Origin of the sequence: Halorubrum distributum JCM 10118 (genome assembly GCF_000337335.1) — an archaeon.
In the GTDB taxonomy this organism is placed as follows: domain Archaea; phylum Halobacteriota; class Halobacteria; order Halobacteriales; family Haloferacaceae; genus Halorubrum; species Halorubrum distributum.
Map to the genome: position 1 here is coordinate 22,709 of NZ_AOJN01000004.1, position 15,182 is coordinate 37,890.

General features: G+C 55.5%; 17 protein-coding genes, 1 rRNA gene and 1 pseudogene. 10 read left to right on the top strand and 9 right to left on the bottom strand.

Annotated features, from left to right (window positions below):
• Positions 1-32: 32 nt before the first annotated feature.
• The 4 genes from C466_RS00355 to C466_RS00365 form a co-directional block, all read right to left on the bottom strand.
• Positions 33-1,190 (bottom strand): BREX system ATP-binding domain-containing protein, encoded by a 1,158-nt coding sequence (locus tag C466_RS00355; RefSeq protein WP_004595536.1) that lies wholly within the window; start codon positions 1,188-1,190, stop codon positions 33-35.
• Complete coding sequence (locus tag C466_RS00360; protein WP_049908326.1) at positions 1,180-2,073, bottom strand: hypothetical protein; 894 nt, start codon at positions 2,071-2,073, stop codon at positions 1,180-1,182. Before C466_RS00360 ends, C466_RS00355 begins: the two co-directional genes overlap by 11 nt.
• The gene (locus tag C466_RS15670; RefSeq protein WP_080505947.1) at positions 2,070-3,104 is read right to left on the bottom strand and encodes a tRNA-guanine transglycosylase; all 1,035 of its coding nucleotides are present in this window, start codon (positions 3,102-3,104) and stop codon (positions 2,070-2,072) included. The genes C466_RS00360 and C466_RS15670 overlap by 4 nt, the downstream gene beginning before the upstream one ends.
• A gap of 247 nt (positions 3,105-3,351) precedes the next feature.
• A complete protein-coding gene (locus tag C466_RS00365; protein WP_004595533.1) occupies positions 3,352-4,011 on the bottom strand; it encodes a queuosine precursor transporter in 660 nt (219 codons plus the stop codon).
• 183 nt (positions 4,012-4,194) lie between these two features.
• Between C466_RS00365 and C466_RS00370 the strand changes: the two genes are divergently transcribed.
• The 3 genes from C466_RS00370 (at position 4,195) to queC (ending at position 6,216) form a co-directional block, all read left to right on the top strand.
• Entirely contained in the window at positions 4,195-4,656 is a 462-nt protein-coding gene (locus C466_RS00370) for a 6-pyruvoyl trahydropterin synthase family protein (protein WP_049908325.1), read from the top strand.
• Positions 4,656-5,432: a 7-carboxy-7-deazaguanine synthase QueE gene (locus C466_RS00375; protein ID WP_004595531.1), complete on the top strand. Its 777-nt coding sequence runs from the start codon at positions 4,656-4,658 to the stop codon at positions 5,430-5,432. Before C466_RS00370 ends, C466_RS00375 begins: the two co-directional genes overlap by 1 nt.
• A 94-nt stretch (positions 5,433-5,526) precedes the next feature.
• Complete coding sequence (gene queC / locus C466_RS00380; protein ID WP_004595530.1) at positions 5,527-6,216, top strand: 7-cyano-7-deazaguanine synthase QueC; 690 nt, start codon at positions 5,527-5,529, stop codon at positions 6,214-6,216.
• Positions 6,217-6,263: 47 nt separating this feature from the next.
• Here queC and C466_RS15675 read toward each other — a convergent pair whose 3' ends face one another.
• Positions 6,264-6,593, bottom strand: coding sequence for a hypothetical protein (locus tag C466_RS15675; protein ID WP_080505946.1), 330 nt, complete (start codon positions 6,591-6,593; stop codon positions 6,264-6,266).
• Positions 6,594-6,836: 243 nt separating this feature from the next.
• On the opposite strand from C466_RS15675, the gene C466_RS15680 reads away from it, so the two are divergent.
• Positions 6,837-7,019, top strand: a complete 183-nt coding sequence (locus tag C466_RS15680) for a ribbon-helix-helix domain-containing protein (RefSeq protein WP_004595529.1) — start codon at positions 6,837-6,839, stop codon at positions 7,017-7,019.
• Positions 7,020-7,175: 156 nt separating this feature from the next.
• The gene (locus tag C466_RS17220) at positions 7,176-8,117 is read left to right on the top strand and encodes a M48 family metallopeptidase (RefSeq protein WP_239641162.1); all 942 of its coding nucleotides are present in this window, start codon (positions 7,176-7,178) and stop codon (positions 8,115-8,117) included.
• 71 nt (positions 8,118-8,188) lie between these two features.
• On the opposite strand, the gene C466_RS15685 is transcribed toward C466_RS17220, so the two are convergent.
• Positions 8,189-8,395, bottom strand: coding sequence for a hypothetical protein (locus tag C466_RS15685; RefSeq protein WP_080505945.1), 207 nt, complete (start codon positions 8,393-8,395; stop codon positions 8,189-8,191).
• Positions 8,396-8,553: 158 nt separating this feature from the next.
• Positions 8,554-9,375 (bottom strand): CBS domain-containing protein, encoded by an 822-nt coding sequence (locus C466_RS00390; protein WP_049908324.1) that lies wholly within the window; start codon positions 9,373-9,375, stop codon positions 8,554-8,556.
• A gap of 114 nt (positions 9,376-9,489) precedes the next feature.
• On the opposite strand from C466_RS00390, the gene C466_RS00395 reads away from it, so the two are divergent.
• From C466_RS00395 to C466_RS17230, 4 genes and pseudogenes are all read left to right on the top strand, one after another.
• Positions 9,490-9,846: a hypothetical protein gene (locus C466_RS00395; RefSeq protein ID WP_049908327.1), complete on the top strand. Its 357-nt coding sequence runs from the start codon at positions 9,490-9,492 to the stop codon at positions 9,844-9,846.
• Positions 9,847-9,876: 30 nt separating this feature from the next.
• The gene (locus C466_RS00400) at positions 9,877-10,146 is read left to right on the top strand and encodes a hypothetical protein (protein WP_049908323.1); all 270 of its coding nucleotides are present in this window, start codon (positions 9,877-9,879) and stop codon (positions 10,144-10,146) included.
• 392 nt (positions 10,147-10,538) lie between these two features.
• Positions 10,539-10,853 (top strand): hypothetical protein, encoded by a 315-nt coding sequence (locus C466_RS17225; protein ID WP_004595524.1) that lies wholly within the window; start codon positions 10,539-10,541, stop codon positions 10,851-10,853.
• Between the two features lie 14 nt (positions 10,854-10,867).
• Positions 10,868-11,437, top strand: a pseudogene (locus tag C466_RS17230) (restriction endonuclease); the annotation flags it as partial.
• A gap of 334 nt (positions 11,438-11,771) precedes the next feature.
• On the opposite strand, the gene C466_RS00415 reads toward C466_RS17230, so the two are convergent.
• Positions 11,772-13,028, bottom strand: coding sequence for an orc1/cdc6 family replication initiation protein (locus tag C466_RS00415; RefSeq protein WP_004599490.1), 1,257 nt, complete (start codon positions 13,026-13,028; stop codon positions 11,772-11,774).
• A gap of 463 nt (positions 13,029-13,491) precedes the next feature.
• Positions 13,492-14,469 (bottom strand): IS1595 family transposase, encoded by a 978-nt coding sequence (locus tag C466_RS00420; RefSeq protein ID WP_004595521.1) that lies wholly within the window; start codon positions 14,467-14,469, stop codon positions 13,492-13,494.
• 563 nt (positions 14,470-15,032) lie between these two features.
• Here C466_RS00420 and C466_RS00425 point away from each other — a divergent pair.
• Positions 15,033-15,182: ribosomal RNA gene (locus C466_RS00425) — 16S ribosomal RNA — on the top strand; the annotation flags it as partial.

Sequence of the window (15,182 nt, forward strand, 5' to 3'; positions counted from 1 at the left end):
GGGTCAAATGACTCCAACAGAGGCAAGATATTCTATGAGACGATTTCCTGAATGATTTCTGCGTCTATGTTTGACCGTCCCCGTTCGGCGGCATCATCGACCGTGTAGCTGCAAATCGACAGTGCTTGTCGTACGTTCCCTTGTGAGCTCTGTAAAATGAGTTGGAGGCTGTCTTCTTCGAAAACATCGGCCACTGACACCGGGTCATCGGAAGCCAGTTCGAGATACGAGTCCACGAGAGTCTTTAGGTGCTCTTCGGTCATCGGTCGGAGGGAGACTTCTCGGCCGATCCGCTCCGAGAACGCGTGGTACTCGCTCATAATGTCCTGCCAGACTTCTGGCGCACATCCGAACATCATGCTGAGTCCGGAACTGTTCTGGTCCATCAAGTGTCGGAGACTGTTGAGCGTTGCTTGTTCGTTCTTCGGGGAGAGCCGTGCTACGCTCTCGAATTCGTCTACGAAGACGAACACGCCGGTGTAGTTGAGTTCGAGGAGCATGTTCTTCAGCGCGGTGAACGCACGCACGCCCATCGTGTCGTCGTCAAGTGCGCTGTGGATCTCCATCTCCTTGCGCTGTTCGTACCGAATACCCTCCGCGGTGAGCCACTGCCACGCGTAGAGGTTCGTGTCCTCATAGACCATGTGTACAATCGCCCGAGCGAAGTCAGCGAATTTCGTGACATCACTCAGCATTTGGATAGCCTTTGGGACGAGTTCTGAGAGCAGAATGTCTCCCTCATCGATCAGCGATTTCATCGAGGGTGCCCCCATTGGATTCGTCTCGGTATGCTTCCGGGCGACGTGAGCAAGGAATTCATACGCAAGTTCCTGCACACGGTCGAAGCCGAGGTCGTACATGAACTCGTGATAGACGTCGAGGAACCCTTCTCCAGGCTGAGCGACGTATCCAACGAGAACGTCTTCGCGGTCACGGACGAGCGAGCGTGCGTATTTGAGGGTGTGTGATTTCCCGTTTCCGTACTTTCCGGTTATAACGAGGTGTTTCGATTTTCCGGTACTGAGCACCGATGACACGGTATCACTCACCGCGTCCGCCACGTGATCCTGTCCACAGTAAACCTCGGGATTGTCCGAGGGTACTGGGCTGTAGGGGAACGGGTTTTCGTCGAGACCGAGGGATGAGTAGTCGCGCTGTTCGTCTGTAATCTCGAAATTGTCAGTCGCCATTGTTGTTGAATTGGAGGTCACGGTCGTACACCGCGAGGTAGTAGTATTGCTTACCGAGCTGTTCGACACCACGCATCACCTGCTCTGAAGACTGATCGGTAGTGACGAGGTCGCCGTCGCTATCGGCCAGTTCGATCGTTTTGAGTCCGTATCGCGCCTCCTTCGCACCAGTGTCGATCGGTGCTCCGGAGAGTTCTATCCGGCCGATATTTTGTTGTGCGAGCGTCCGCAGGGCGTCATCAAACGTAGAACGGTCACAACTGAGACGCTCACATGTATGCTCACGAAGTTCTGGGATTGAGAGATACCGTTTCTTCAGGTTTACGCCGGCACTTTCTTCTAGGCAGTCAGCAACGGACAGCAACACGTACGGAAAGTTGGGTGGCACATCGCTTTCTTCAACAGGATAAAACGTACCATCGAACGCGTTTCTCTGGATCGCCCCGAGACGTTGCGCCCAAGCCCCGATGACATCTAACGATGTCTCGTTATACTCGTAGGAGGTAAACTCGGATTGGTCCTCAAGTAGTTCCAGCGCCGCATTCGGTTCGATGGTGTTGCCGTCTTCGAACAGGCTGAGAAACGCGCCGTAATGTGGACTGTGGGTCTGTAGAATCGAACTGACTTTCTCCCAGCCGCTCGCTTCGACGGCCTCGATAAAGCGCTCACCGACGGACGTTGTCGCGTAGGTTTCCTTGTCAGATATTTCTTCAGTGAGACTGATACGCGTCGATTCGAGGATTGTTTCTCGTGCACGCCGTTTGCTCACGTCGAGTGTATCAACGATGTCATCCGTCGACTGCGCGCCGTTCCGACACAAGTGAGTTAGTTCGACCAGTCGACCGAGGTTAACCGGTCGAACGGTGGGGCGCTCGTCACTCATGTGAGCCTCCTGACTTGCTGCTTCGCTAGTTTGTAGGCTCGGGCGGTTACTTCGTTGCCACGGAAGCGAAGATCGAGGTATGATTCAACGTCCTCGCCTGCTTCCACCATGTACCGGAAGCGACGAAGTTCGAGTGTGAGTGCCCACAAGTTGTGCTTCACGAGGGCATCACGGTCCTCGCGGACGTCGTCAAGCGTCCGATCTTTACAGACCGGACAAGCACAAGGAAGGTATTCAAGATCCTCGATATGTCGGAGTTCCTCCCCTCCGAAACCGGGGATCAAGTAGTTCCGGTTACCAGCACTCCGGATAAACGCACTCGAATCGAAACTGTCCACTCCGCAGTAGAGCAGTAATGGTTGGTACACGAGGCCGCCCAATCCGTACGCATGGAGGTGCTTGTCAGTTGCTCGCCTCGCAGCTAATATCAGTTTAGTGACTTTCTCATAGTCGGTCCTGATAGGAACGAGACTTCCGAGCGCGTATCCGTCGAATTCACCGTTCTTCTCAAGATATCGAATCCCGTTCCGTATTGTCTCAGGATCGTAGCCGTGGACACTAGCAAAAAGTAAGCCGTCGCCGTCATGCGAATCACTTGCGGCAAGTGCCCGCTGTATATTCTCTTCTGCCCGCCGGTCGTTCTCTCGTTCTCTATTCTCGCGCGAGAGTGGAACGTCGACTGTTCCGAGGATATCTGCTTCGATTGCCTGCTGTGTTTCGAGCGATTTCTCTGGGGTGGTGTCTAGTTCTTCAGAGCGGAAATCAAATCCACCACTATCGGCAAAAATAATGGTTGATTTGGGTACCCCCATCTCACTCCGCAGGGTCTGACCGTCCTGTATTCTATCCCACTGTGGTTCCCGCTGACGTATCGACCGAGCGTTAACCATCGCAGTCGAGAGGTCAGGGATCTCATCCGTGTACTCTGGGGTATTATCGCTTGATCGCTTCCCGATGTTGCGGACTGGAAAGAGAACTGGTGTCTCTAATTTTCCGTGTGGTGTTGATAGTGTTCGTCGCCTGTATAACATGTAACGAGCTGCGATAAGCTCAGCTGTGACTTATATCTTTTCCCGACTAGAATATCTGAAGATCGGATTCCGTCTGCGAAAGTAGAAATGAATTGATCTCGATAATACCAATCTGCTATTGAGCAGCCTGTAGTTTTGAGTTCATTTGTCTATTATACCACGTCGAACGCGCGTCTCGAAGGCCGAGCTCGATATTATGCTTCCATTCAGCATCAGAGATTGGTCTTCATTCAGTATATATCGTATCTCAGGTCGGCCGTTCCACGAACTCCGTAACGGCGTAGAACGGGAGCGTATCAATCAGCGCGACAAGCAACTTGACGATGTACTGCCCAGCGACGATCGACACAAGCGCCCAACCCCAGGTCGGGTCCCCACCAAGGCCGAGTGCCGGAAAGATGGCGAACCCGAGCGTGATGAACACAACGGTGTCCACACCTTGACTAATTGCGGTAGACCCACAGTTCCGGATCCAGCGATGCCGACCGCCGGTGCGACTCTTCAGATTGGCGAAGAGTCGGACGTCGAGATGTTGGGCGGCGGCGAGCGCGACGACGGAGGCGAGGATAATCGAAGCGGAACCACCAAGCGTCGAGACGAACGCTTCCTGGCCGCCGTAGAACGGGGCAGAAGGCATCCAAATGGCGAGGAAAACGAGCGCATACGCGATGACGAGCGTGACAACGGTTCCGTTGACCACGGTCGCCGCGTACTCTTTCCCGTGGTACTCAACGAGTAAGTCTGAAGCAAGGTACGCCACGCCGAACGCAACGAAACCGGCGGGGACCGCGACGCCGCCGAGCCCGGGAAGCTCAATCCACGTGAGTTTCGCTGCGAGGACGTTTGCGAGGACGATTGAACCGGCGAACACGGCGGTGAAGATCGCGCGAGTATCCTCGGTCTTCATCAGCGGTCACCACCGTCTGTGAACGTACGACTGGGTGTGGGGCGTGGTTGCGGTTCGGGCTGGGTGGCCACACGTAGGCGATGAGAGGTCTGGTGGCGGTGGGATGATCGTGAGTGGTGCTGCTGTTCCATCGATAGAGTAACGAAACTCAATATTTATATATTCCCCGAATATTCTTCGAGTATGTCTCGGAGTATATCAAGAGACGAATCCGAAGCAGATGTGCTTCAGGAAGCAGGCCAACGAACACTCCGAATCGGAACCGATAATCCCATCCGAATCAGTTCGGGCCACCGCATCCTCCACCACGACGGGAAGTGCTCGCGGCCACACGGCCACAACTATGAGATCACGGTCGAAGTGACCGGGGAACTCACCGAGGAGGGGTGGGTCGTCGACAAAGGCGACGTCACGGACGTCATCGACGCGTGGGACCACCGGTTCCTCGTCGAAGAGAGCGATCCGCTCGTCGACGCGTTCGAAGCGTCCGGCGACGGCGACGCGCTCGTCGTCTTGGAGCACCCGCCGACGGCGGAGGTGATGAGCGTCCTCCTCGAACAACGCATGCTCGATGCGTTCCCGGACACCGTCTCGGACGTGTCGGTGTCGGTGAGCGAAACCGGTGAGCTCTGTGCGAGTTACTGATGCCGGTCGCTAGCGATATCGAGGAGCCCGCAACAGACGCTGACACGACTGGTGAGGGCCTCCCGATCAACGAGGTGTTCTACTCGTTACAGGGCGAGGGAACGCTCGCAGGCGTCCCCTCCGTCTTCGTACGGACCTCTGGGTGTAACCTGCGGTGTTGGTTCTGTGATTCGTACCATACCTCGTGGGAGCCGACCGGGGCGTGGCGCGATGTCGACTCTATCGTGGAGGAAATACAGTCCCACGAACAGGCTGGCCACGTCGTGCTCACAGGTGGGGAACCACTCATCCACGAGGAGTCAGTCGAGCTCTTAGAACGGCTTGACGCAGGGGGGTATCACACGACTGTGGAGACGAACGGGACGATCCATCGGGACGCGCCGATCGATCTGGCAAGTATCAGCCCAAAGTTGGCGAGCAGCACGCCGACACCGGAGCGTGACCCGAAAGGAGAGGGCGAGTGGGAGGAGAAACACGAACAGAACCGGATCGACATGGATGCGTTGTCCCAGATAGTCGACAACTACGAGACCCAACTCAAGTTCGTCGTGACCGACGAGTCGGACCTTCCGGAGATCACGGACCTGGTTGATCGAGTGCGAGAAGCGACGGCGACGACCGTCGCCGATGATGACGTGTTGTTGATGCCGGAGGGCATGACGCGCGAGCAACTCGACGGGACGCGGAGCGAGGTCGCTGAACTGGCGATGGAGTACGGCTACCGGTACACGCCGCGCCTCCACGTGGACCTATGGAACGACGCACCGGGAACATGAGCACGTCACTCTCGGATGCCGGTCGGAAGAGCGCGGTGCCGCGAGTGTGGTGTGGTGTACAGAACGACGATCGATTCGACGCAGCTGAGCAATCATGAGCAACAAAAGCGCGGTGATTCTGGTGTCTGGCGGGATGGATAGTGCGACGGCTGTGTACGAAGCAATGGAGCAGGGGTACGAGCCGTATTTCCTCCATACGTCGTACGGGCAGCGCACGGAGGACAAGGAGTACGAGTGCGCACAGGCCCTCGCTGAGGAGGTTGACGCGGCTGACTTTCTCCATATCGAGACGGGACATCTCTCGCAGATCGGAACGTCGAGTCTGACGGACGAAGAGATGGACGTGGCTGACGCCGACATGGAGAGTGACGAGATTCCGACGTCGTATGTTCCCTTCCGAAACGCGAATTTGTTGTCGATGGCGACGTCGTACGCAGAGGCGACTGATTCAGAGGCTCTGTTCATCGGGGCGCACTCGGAAGATTTCTCTGGGTACCCTGACTGTCGTCCGGCGTTTTTCGATGCGTTTCAGAACATCATTGATGTCGGGACGAAACCGGAGACGGAAATCGAGTTGAAAGCTCCGTTCGTCGAGTGGTCGAAAACAGAGATTGCGGAACGTGGCTTGGAGCTTGGGGTGCCATACGAGATGACGTGGTCGTGTTACCGAGACGAGGAACCGGCGTGCGGGACGTGTGATGCGTGTGCGTTCCGGCTTGAGGCGTTCCGAAATGCTGGGTCACGCGATCCAATTGCGTACGCTGAGCGACCGGAGTTCTCGTAACGCTTCTATTCAAACGACTTAGGAAAAACTAGCTCGGCCTGCTGGGGCTAAGCTTCGTCGGTGATGTCACCTGTAAACTCATCTTCGCCGTTGAGCCGTCCCGCAACTCCATTCATGCCGTAGATAAGCGTCGCTGCGACGTCGAACGCTTCTTCTCGCGATAGCCGAGATATCGGCCGTGTTACGAATTCCTCACCATCCGTATTCACGCCAGTAATCGGGGTGACAGAATAGTTTCCATCGCCCATTGTGCCGTCAAGACGGACGAGAATTGATTCATCATCATCGGAACTCCACTCGATATAGTACTCGTCGTGAATCTCCTCACTCCATCCTGAAGGATAGTAATCAAGGTCCTCAGTTTCACTTTCAGGCATTGTGTATATCAGAGTATCATACCCACTGGCGATTAAAAATATGTGTTCTGTACTTCAGTTGGGGTGCCCCAGAAAGTCAAGTCAAACGAATCTTGAAAACGTAAGTTTGTCAGGGTGCTCAATAGTTATCATATCAAATATGTCTCAGCTACTGAAAGCTGGATTACGTGGTGTAACGATCAGTTAGGCGCATCCGATGTCCTGGCCGACACTATGAAGATATTCCTCTGCGAATACGAGGGTATGCCGAAGGTCAGCGTCGAGATCCCCCAAGAACTGCTTGATGACCTCGATGAACACGTCGGTGACGAGGGAAAATTCGTCAATCGAAGCGATGCGGTTCGGGCATCAATCCGAAAGACACTCGATATGCTTGATGAGATAGATAGACGGCACGGACGGGCCGAAAGTGATGAAGTAGAGTAGTCATTTTAACCAACAATAGGTCTTGTCATCCGCGGGTTGTTGGTTAAAGGCGACAAATTAGGCTTGTGAACTGGCCGCTAGATATCTGTCAGACCAATCGCCGGCCGATAGCAGGAGTGAGATCAGTTTTAAATTGAGACTAAGTAATATCCGTAGATGCGACTCCGTCACTCTGTCCCACTCGCCGTTCGCGCCCTCCTCTCAGTAGGGTTATTGTCGGTGGTCCTCCTCGCCGCCGTCTTCACGCTGGCTGCTCTCCCAACCGTACTTATCCTCGAAGTGCTGGGCAATAGCGGAGCGGCCACCACAACGGAACTCAACCGCACCCTCCTCTTCGGCGCCGCGATCGGACTGGTAATCGCCGGTCCCGGTGTCGCGTGGACTCTCGTTCGTGGCGTGCGCCGAGAGCGGCGGGCGCTGCTCACAGACTCCCGACCCGCCGAGTCGGAGAACGGCGAAAACGCGGTCTCCGCGGCCTGTCGTCGCCTCGCTGCCCGCTTCGACGTGCCAGAACCACGTGTCCGCATCCGGTCAACAGCGACCCCGCTCGCGTACACCACCTACCGACCGGAGGACCCGCTGATCTCAATTGGCGGTGGCAATCCAACGGTCGTCGTGAGCGAGGGCCTCCTCGCCGCGCTGTCACCCGCGGAGCGCGACGCGGTGCTCGCACACGAACTCGCTCACCTCGCCAACGGTGACCTCGATCTCGCGGTGGGGTTGCTCGTGCCCGTCTACGCGGCCACAGAGCTATACGAGGGTCCGGACTCACCCGGTTTCGATCCGGTCGGTCGAGCCTTCGCGGCAACCGCCGCCATCGGATTCGGCGTGTTCTCGCGCGGGCGAGAACTAGTCGCCGACCGCGCAGCGGCCGCGGCGACAGGGGATCCGGCCGCACTCGCGACCGCGCTCGAACGACTCGACGACACAAACGGGAGGACGCGACCAACAGCCGACCTCCGCGATCACATCGCAGCGACGGGCGCGGTGAACGTGCTCCCGATCGAGGGCGACTCGGTGGCCGGTCGGCTCGGCGCAACGCACCCCGCGACTGCGACCCGCGTAGAGCGACTCCGCCGACTGGTCGCTGCCGAGTGAGCGTCGGACCGAAGCCGTCGAAAAAGTGTCTCGCTACCGCGAGGACGGCGCAGGCGTTGACGGAGGGACGTTCACGTTGTAACGCGGCCGAATGCCTTGTTCAAAATTGGTGTAATAACTACGAATCCGATGAACATTACAGCAACGTAGGTGAGATATTCGACACCAATCGTGACTGGGTCAGCAATATCACCAGTATAGGTGTTGTAGAGCGTAAATATGGTCGCAGCAATTACGGCATTTGGGAGGTGAGTGGAGACCAACTTTCCGAACTCCATAAACGATACTGTTTAGCGAATCTTCAAATTCGTATCGGTTAGAACGTAGTTTCCAGATACCGGAAACGGTCAATACGCAATACTCAGCGAACGGCTGTCTCCCCCGGTTTGGAATTTGAAAAATATATTTCAACAGAGCCATGTGGCTGATTCAAGCACTACTCAGCGGCGGTCGGCGGAGCGTACCCACCGTCCTGTAGGCTGGTCAGGATCTGCTTGATATCCGCAAGGAGCGTATACAAGTTCTCAGTCGTGCGGCCACTACTCAGAAACTCATCACTATCCGTGTTCTCAACGAGGAGATTAGCGTGGGCGACATCGTTCCGGAGTTCCGTAATATCGTGAAGCCGCGACTGCGCCTCACCTGTCGTTGAAAACCCGCACTCTTGCCAACAGGCGTCGACGCTCGACACGATTGTACTGAGTGTCGAAAATTGGGCGTAGTGGATCTCTGATAATTCCACGTTGGCCGCTTTGGCATCCGCATACCGGGCTTCGATACCATCGATTTCGTCGGTACTCACAGGAGTCTGCTTCCAATCGGGGACCTCCGCCGAGATGACCTCTCGCAAATGTTCTTCCAGGTATGTGATCCTATCGAAGAGATACATCCGCGCAGGGGGTGTGTTTAGATCTGCACGCGTCAGAATTCCGGTGATCCGGTTGTGGCCCCCAAGGAAATAGACCGGCTCCTCGATTAACGCCGCGAGACTCTCCGCGAACGACGTGTCACCGCTAATCATGTAGTCAATGGTAAGCGGCGTGAGGGCCGCCTCAAGCGTGTCACCAGTATCGTCGGTGTCGACGTCATCTTCGTGGATGAATCCAACTGGGTCGCCGTCCCGGTCAACTGGCGCCGCATCGTAGCCGTTCGTCACGAGCCACTCGGCAACAGCACCCGGTGTGGTATCGTACGAAACGTGTTCAACAGAGCCAGTTGCGAGTTCTGCCGCGGTGCTCTCGTATAGATGTCGAGCCACACACGGCGATGAACCGGGTTGGGTATTCAACTTACGGGCCGCACGAATCGCGGGGCTCGGTAATGCTTGGTGCCGCAATATTAATGTTCTTAGAGCATATAGTAGAATATGATTATGTCCAAAGGGCATTTCTATTCGGCGGGGGAAAGTATTGAGTACGGGACAGCGGCCTGTCTCTTCCCTGTCGATGAGCTGGATGCGACCGTCCTCCAGCATCGGGATGCCCAACTCGCCCTCGACGCTGTCGATGGTGATACGGTAATCGTCGTCTCTCCCACGAGTCTCGCAACCGGCTACAAGCTTGGAGGTCATCCAGTGACGGTGATCCGTGTCGACAGTCTCCCTGCCGACATTACTGCCACACTTGACGCCGCTGTTGAAGACGACATCGAGACTTTCGATCTTATTCAGATCGGAAAGTGGAACCACAGCAGCCCCAACTACTCGCTTGCTGAGTTCACCGACGCGTAGGCCGGCTACCCTTCCCACTACAGTCCACAAATGCCCGATACTCTTACCGACGAGTACCCGGAAGCGACTCCATTCATTGCCGAATCTGTCGAAGAGCACGGTGAGGAATGGGTCCTAGAAAACTACTACTCTGAGCTCTATCCGCTCAGCCAAGTGATGGCGATGCCGGAGAAAGAAGAACTTCCGTTCTTCGACCCGGACACCGATGAGACAATGTCGAAAAACGAGCAGATCGAAATGTACGAGGCGTGGGCTGAGTACCGCGAGAAACTGCGAACCGGGACGAAGCCGAACAAGTGATCGAGATTAATGGGCTTGATAGCCAGAAGACCTGACCTTGGCTATGTAACCTACAAAGGGGGTCTTCAGAGGATGTGGTTGGTTAAACAGAGCACAAACAGTTCATCCAAGATGGGCACCCAATTGAGGATATTGAGTCCTACCTCAATGACGACGACCTCGAACTGTTTCGGACGACATCTGACAACGATCTCGTCCATGTCTGGGGTACTTCAGTAGACGGGACGTGGCGGAACGTCGAGCGAAACGACATCGCGCTCGTCTACCACGATGGCGCGTTCGTCGCGAGGGGACAAGTCCTACAACTCCGACATGACCCCGACCTTGCGGAGTATCTCTGGAGAGAGAACGTTGAACACGGTCGCTGGAACGAGGAAAGCCCCTGGGAGTACATGACCTTCCTCACCGATGTTGAGGAAGTCGACGTCGACATTAAGGATTTCAACGAGCTCGTTGGCTATGACGAGACCTACCGCCCGCAGGGATTTACCCGAGTCGCAGACAAGCGCCTCAGCCAACTCTCTGGAGAGGAATCAGTCGAGACCGCCATTGCCGACCTGACCGATGCCGGCGAGCGTGTTCACCCGGTCGAGGACGAAGACGACGAACCAGCTCCCGACCTCGCCGACCAACTCCGGACGGCCAGCACGGACGGGAACGCCCACGAGGAGTTCGAAAACTCGTTGCGAAGGCCTTCTCTCGGCTAGGCTGTGCCGCCGACTGGATCGAAGGAGGAGGTGACACTGACGTGGAGATCCGGTCCCCTGAACACGTCGTTGTCGAAGTGAAGGCCCGAGGAAACGGTCGAGTCAACTCGCTGGAAGTCACCAACGTGGACAAACATCGACGCCAGCGTGGAGCCGATCACGCCATCGTGGTTGCTCCAGGCTTCGCTCCGAAGGTGATCGACAATGCCGAGACGACCGAGTTGACAACCATCGCCGTCGACGACCTCGTCGAGCTCCTCGATCGCCGGGACGAATATGCCGTCCCACCCGAGGAGATACTGGCGCTCTTGACACGCTCGGGAGCCTTCCAGGACGACAGACTCGACCTCCTCGATGAGTACATCCAGGACCGGATCGATGCTGGAGAAACCCTGCTTGCGGTCATCCGAGCTCTCGAGCGTGCCGACGGAGCCGTGGAAACGGCGGAGGACATCCGGTGGATCGTCGTGGGCATGGAGGACTCAAACGATATCCCAACCACCGAAGGGGTTCGATCCGCCCTCCAACTGCTCGCGCATCCCAGCGTAGGTGCCGTCGAGCAGATGAAGAAGGGTATCGGGTGACGACTGGCTATGAGAACGGGATCCAATTGGTCCGATCCCTCGGAGATATTGTCCAACCACCGGGAGAGGAAGAATAGATCAGGACATCCCGTCTATCCTAATTGTTTTGAGAGTTCTTGTGAAAGACCCTCCACCGTTTCCGGAGCTTTCAGCAGTAGGCCCGATGGCCTTGACTAACAATTCAGAACGATCGTGGCGTAGGACCAAAGCCCCCGTATTCACTCTGCTTCCGTCATTTTCGGAGTCTTAAGAAACTACAGACCCTCCACCGTTTCCGAAGCTTTTGGAAGCAAGATAGGGTGCGATTTCGTATTGAAGATCACAGAGGAGGAGCTCAGTAGTCGGAGATATCCGACTGGAGCAGATTGTTATCATCGGCTGTCGATTGGATGATGTTCGCGAGCTCTTCGAAGCGAGTTGTTTCGAGAAGAACCTCGAGCACTGATTTCAATGGGACATCAAGCTCGTATTCGTGATACCGACCAGCCGAGAGACCCTCATTCCGCTCATAGAGATTGATCAGCCCGAGCATATTCATATCTGAAAGGTGATCCCGGACACGACGTTCGCTCACACTGTCGGTGTCGAGACGGTCGCAGATCTTCACGTATCGTTCGTAGAGATCACGAGATCGAACAGGGACATCATCAAGCGCCTGGTGGTATGCGAGCGCACAGAGGACAGCGTGTCCTTGGGTCGTGAGTTCTTGCATCCCCTCGTAGAGTTGGTTCTTTTCGAGCTCGTCTTGGGCGTTCCGAACGTGCTCCTCAGTTACCGCGTCGGAATCAGCGGCTTGCGCAAGTTCACCAGCCTCACGAAGCAGTCGAATTGCTTGTCGAGCCGATCCAGTATCCTGAGCAGCAAATGCCGCACAGAGCGGGACAACATCATCTGACAACACATCGTCGTGGAACGCTTTCTCGGCGCGTGGACTGAGAATCGAGCGGAGCTGATCCGCATCGTACGGAGGAAAAAGAATCTCTTTTTCAGCGAGTGTGTCCTTGACTTTCGGCGAAAGGCTGTCCCGGAACTGGAAGTCGTTACTGATGCCGACGATCACTGGGCGGACGTCGTCGACATAGCCGTTCGATCGTGCGCGAGGGAGTCCGTAGAGGATGTCGTCGGAGTGGCCGATATTGTCGATTTCGTCAAGAACGATCACGACGGTACCACCAAGCGCATCAAGTTCTTCGTAGAGAATATCGAAAACTCGTTGCTGGGAGTAGCCAGTAGCACTAATGCGGTCTTTATCCTGGCTATCACGGAGTTGGTTGACAAGCGCGACAGCAACTTGATAGGACGAGGAGAGGTTCTCACAGCTGACCCAGACTGTCGAGAGCTGAACGTCGTCGTACTCGGCACTGTCAGCCTCTAGATGCGATAACATAAACTTCGTCGCGACGGTCTTTCCCGTTCCCGTCTTCCCGTACAGGAAGATATTCGACGTTGGCCGGTTATCGATGATCGGCTGGAGAGCACGCTGGTATTTTTCGAGTTCCTCGTCCCGTTTGCGGATGTCTTCGGGCTCGTAGGAATCGTCAAGGGGTTCGGCGTCAGCGAACACCTGACGATCCCGCTGGAACATTCCCATGTCAGAAAGTCTCAGAGAGTAAAATAATAAAACCACCGCTTCCTTAGCTTCCGAAGCGTCCGTAGCTACAAGGTATATAAATATCACACACACCACCGTTTCCGGAGCTACGTTTATTTATATAACACAGTCACTCCACTGTTTCCGAAGCTATCGAGATACATGTATTCCCTCCTAAGAAGTGTCAACTAAAAAAAGAAAAGACTAAGTCAATAAAACTGAAACAGTAACCGCAATAGAGTAAAGACAAAGGATAAAATAAATAATATTATTCTCTGCTAAGTATAAGATTCACTCGTAGGGCGCATTTCCCGGTTGTTTTTGCTGGATCTTTCGACACGGTACTTTCTCTTTCGTGGATAGCTCCGGAAATGGTGGTGTGAGGGTCCCCGAGATCTCTGTTCAACAAAAGCTTCGGAAACGGTGGAGGGTTGGTCCTACACACAGACGAAAATGCTCGCTCTTATGTAGAACTTCGGAAAGACCCGATAACGAGACACTCAACCGCTGTCTCGACAGATCCTTCAGCGAGAGTGAGTGATCGAACGATACCGAAGGTGTGAGCGGCCTGTTCCAAGCCCTGCTTGGACAGGCCGCGGAACTTCCGCAGCCACGGCTGGACGATCGAAAACAGGCACTCAGCTTGGTTGATGTGGACGCCGTCGGGCGATACGTACCTCTCTTTGTGGATGACTGTTCGGTGGTCACGCTCCATCTCTCGGTACGCTTGGAGTCCATCAGTCCAGACCTCTCCCAGCGGCTGGGAGAGGTCTTCAGCCTCCTGAATCACTGGCTCAAGATCGCCTTGATAGTCGATTCCACGGTGTCCACGAATCACGCGCAGTGAGTCGCGGCACGCCGCGACGAGCGTCAGCTGATCACCGTGACGCCCCCGCCAGCGTGACCGGCCAGACCGTGACGAGCCGCCGCGAGAACGGCTGTTCCGCGGCGGCTCTTGCCCTTTGTAACCTGAACAGACTCTGCCAGATTCGTCGACTTGCGTCGGTCCGTCGATGAACTGGTCAAGGTGCTTCCAAACCGCGGGGAAGCCGCGCTGAACCGCGGCTTCCACCTCTCGAGTCACTGTGTGAACCGTTTTGTAGGCTCGATCAAGAAGCGGCGCAATCTGGTTGATACTGAGCAACGTATCGGCGTAGAGCGTGAACGCGAGAAGTATCTCGCCGCAGGTGAGATGCTTCTCGTGGAACGGCGTGCCGTAGGTGTAGGCCGGCTTGAAATCACAGTCTCGACACCAAATACGGTCGGTATTCTCCCACGTAACGATACGCTGATTCCCGCAGCGTGGACAGGGTGAGCTCTCCCAGAACTCCTTGAGTCGCCGCTCGATGCGGGCATCGAGCGGCTCCGTATCAATCTTGATGACATCTAACTCGATCAGTTGCTGAAACAGACGACCGAACGCTGACTCAGTAGAGGACATATCTCCCGATTACCGGCGACTTAGTGTAATTATACGGGCTTTCCGCGTTTCTACATAAGAGCGTGAATTACTTTCGGGGGTTCTCTTGACGCAATTGGGCTGCTCTCGGTGGCTATGGGAAACGCTCTCTATGAAATCGCATGACGTAACGTCGATGCTTCGATGGGGTTAAATATAAACTCCCGTTCGTGTTGAATGCGAAGGTCCTCCGACACGGGGGACAACGGTCGGCCGCACCGCGGCCGGTCAAAGCGTTCCGACGGGCTTATACAAGTATGCCCGTTCAGTTGAAAAGCAAAGAACGCACCGCGGACTCGGGACGTTCAATCCGTCCCGGTTTCGCAGAGTCGGTTTATCCGACTCACGAATATGAGGATTTTGCCCCCTGCGCTCCGGCGTAAGCGGAAATCTGATGTGAGCCGTGGTCGTTCGGTGCCATCCAAGCCGTTGGATGCGCCGGACACCACACAGACCAATGCAATGGTGTGTCAACTCTCGTCTTCAACGAGATTGACACCCGCCAACACCCCCTTCGAGCCGGGAATCAGGCTCGAAGGACATACATTCCGGTTGATCCTGCCGGAGGCCATTGCTATTGGGATCCGATTTAGCCATGCTAGTCGTACGAGTTCAGACTCGTGGCGAATAGCTCAGTAACACGTGGCCAAACTACCCTTCGGAACACAATACCCTCGGGAAACTGAGGCTAATAG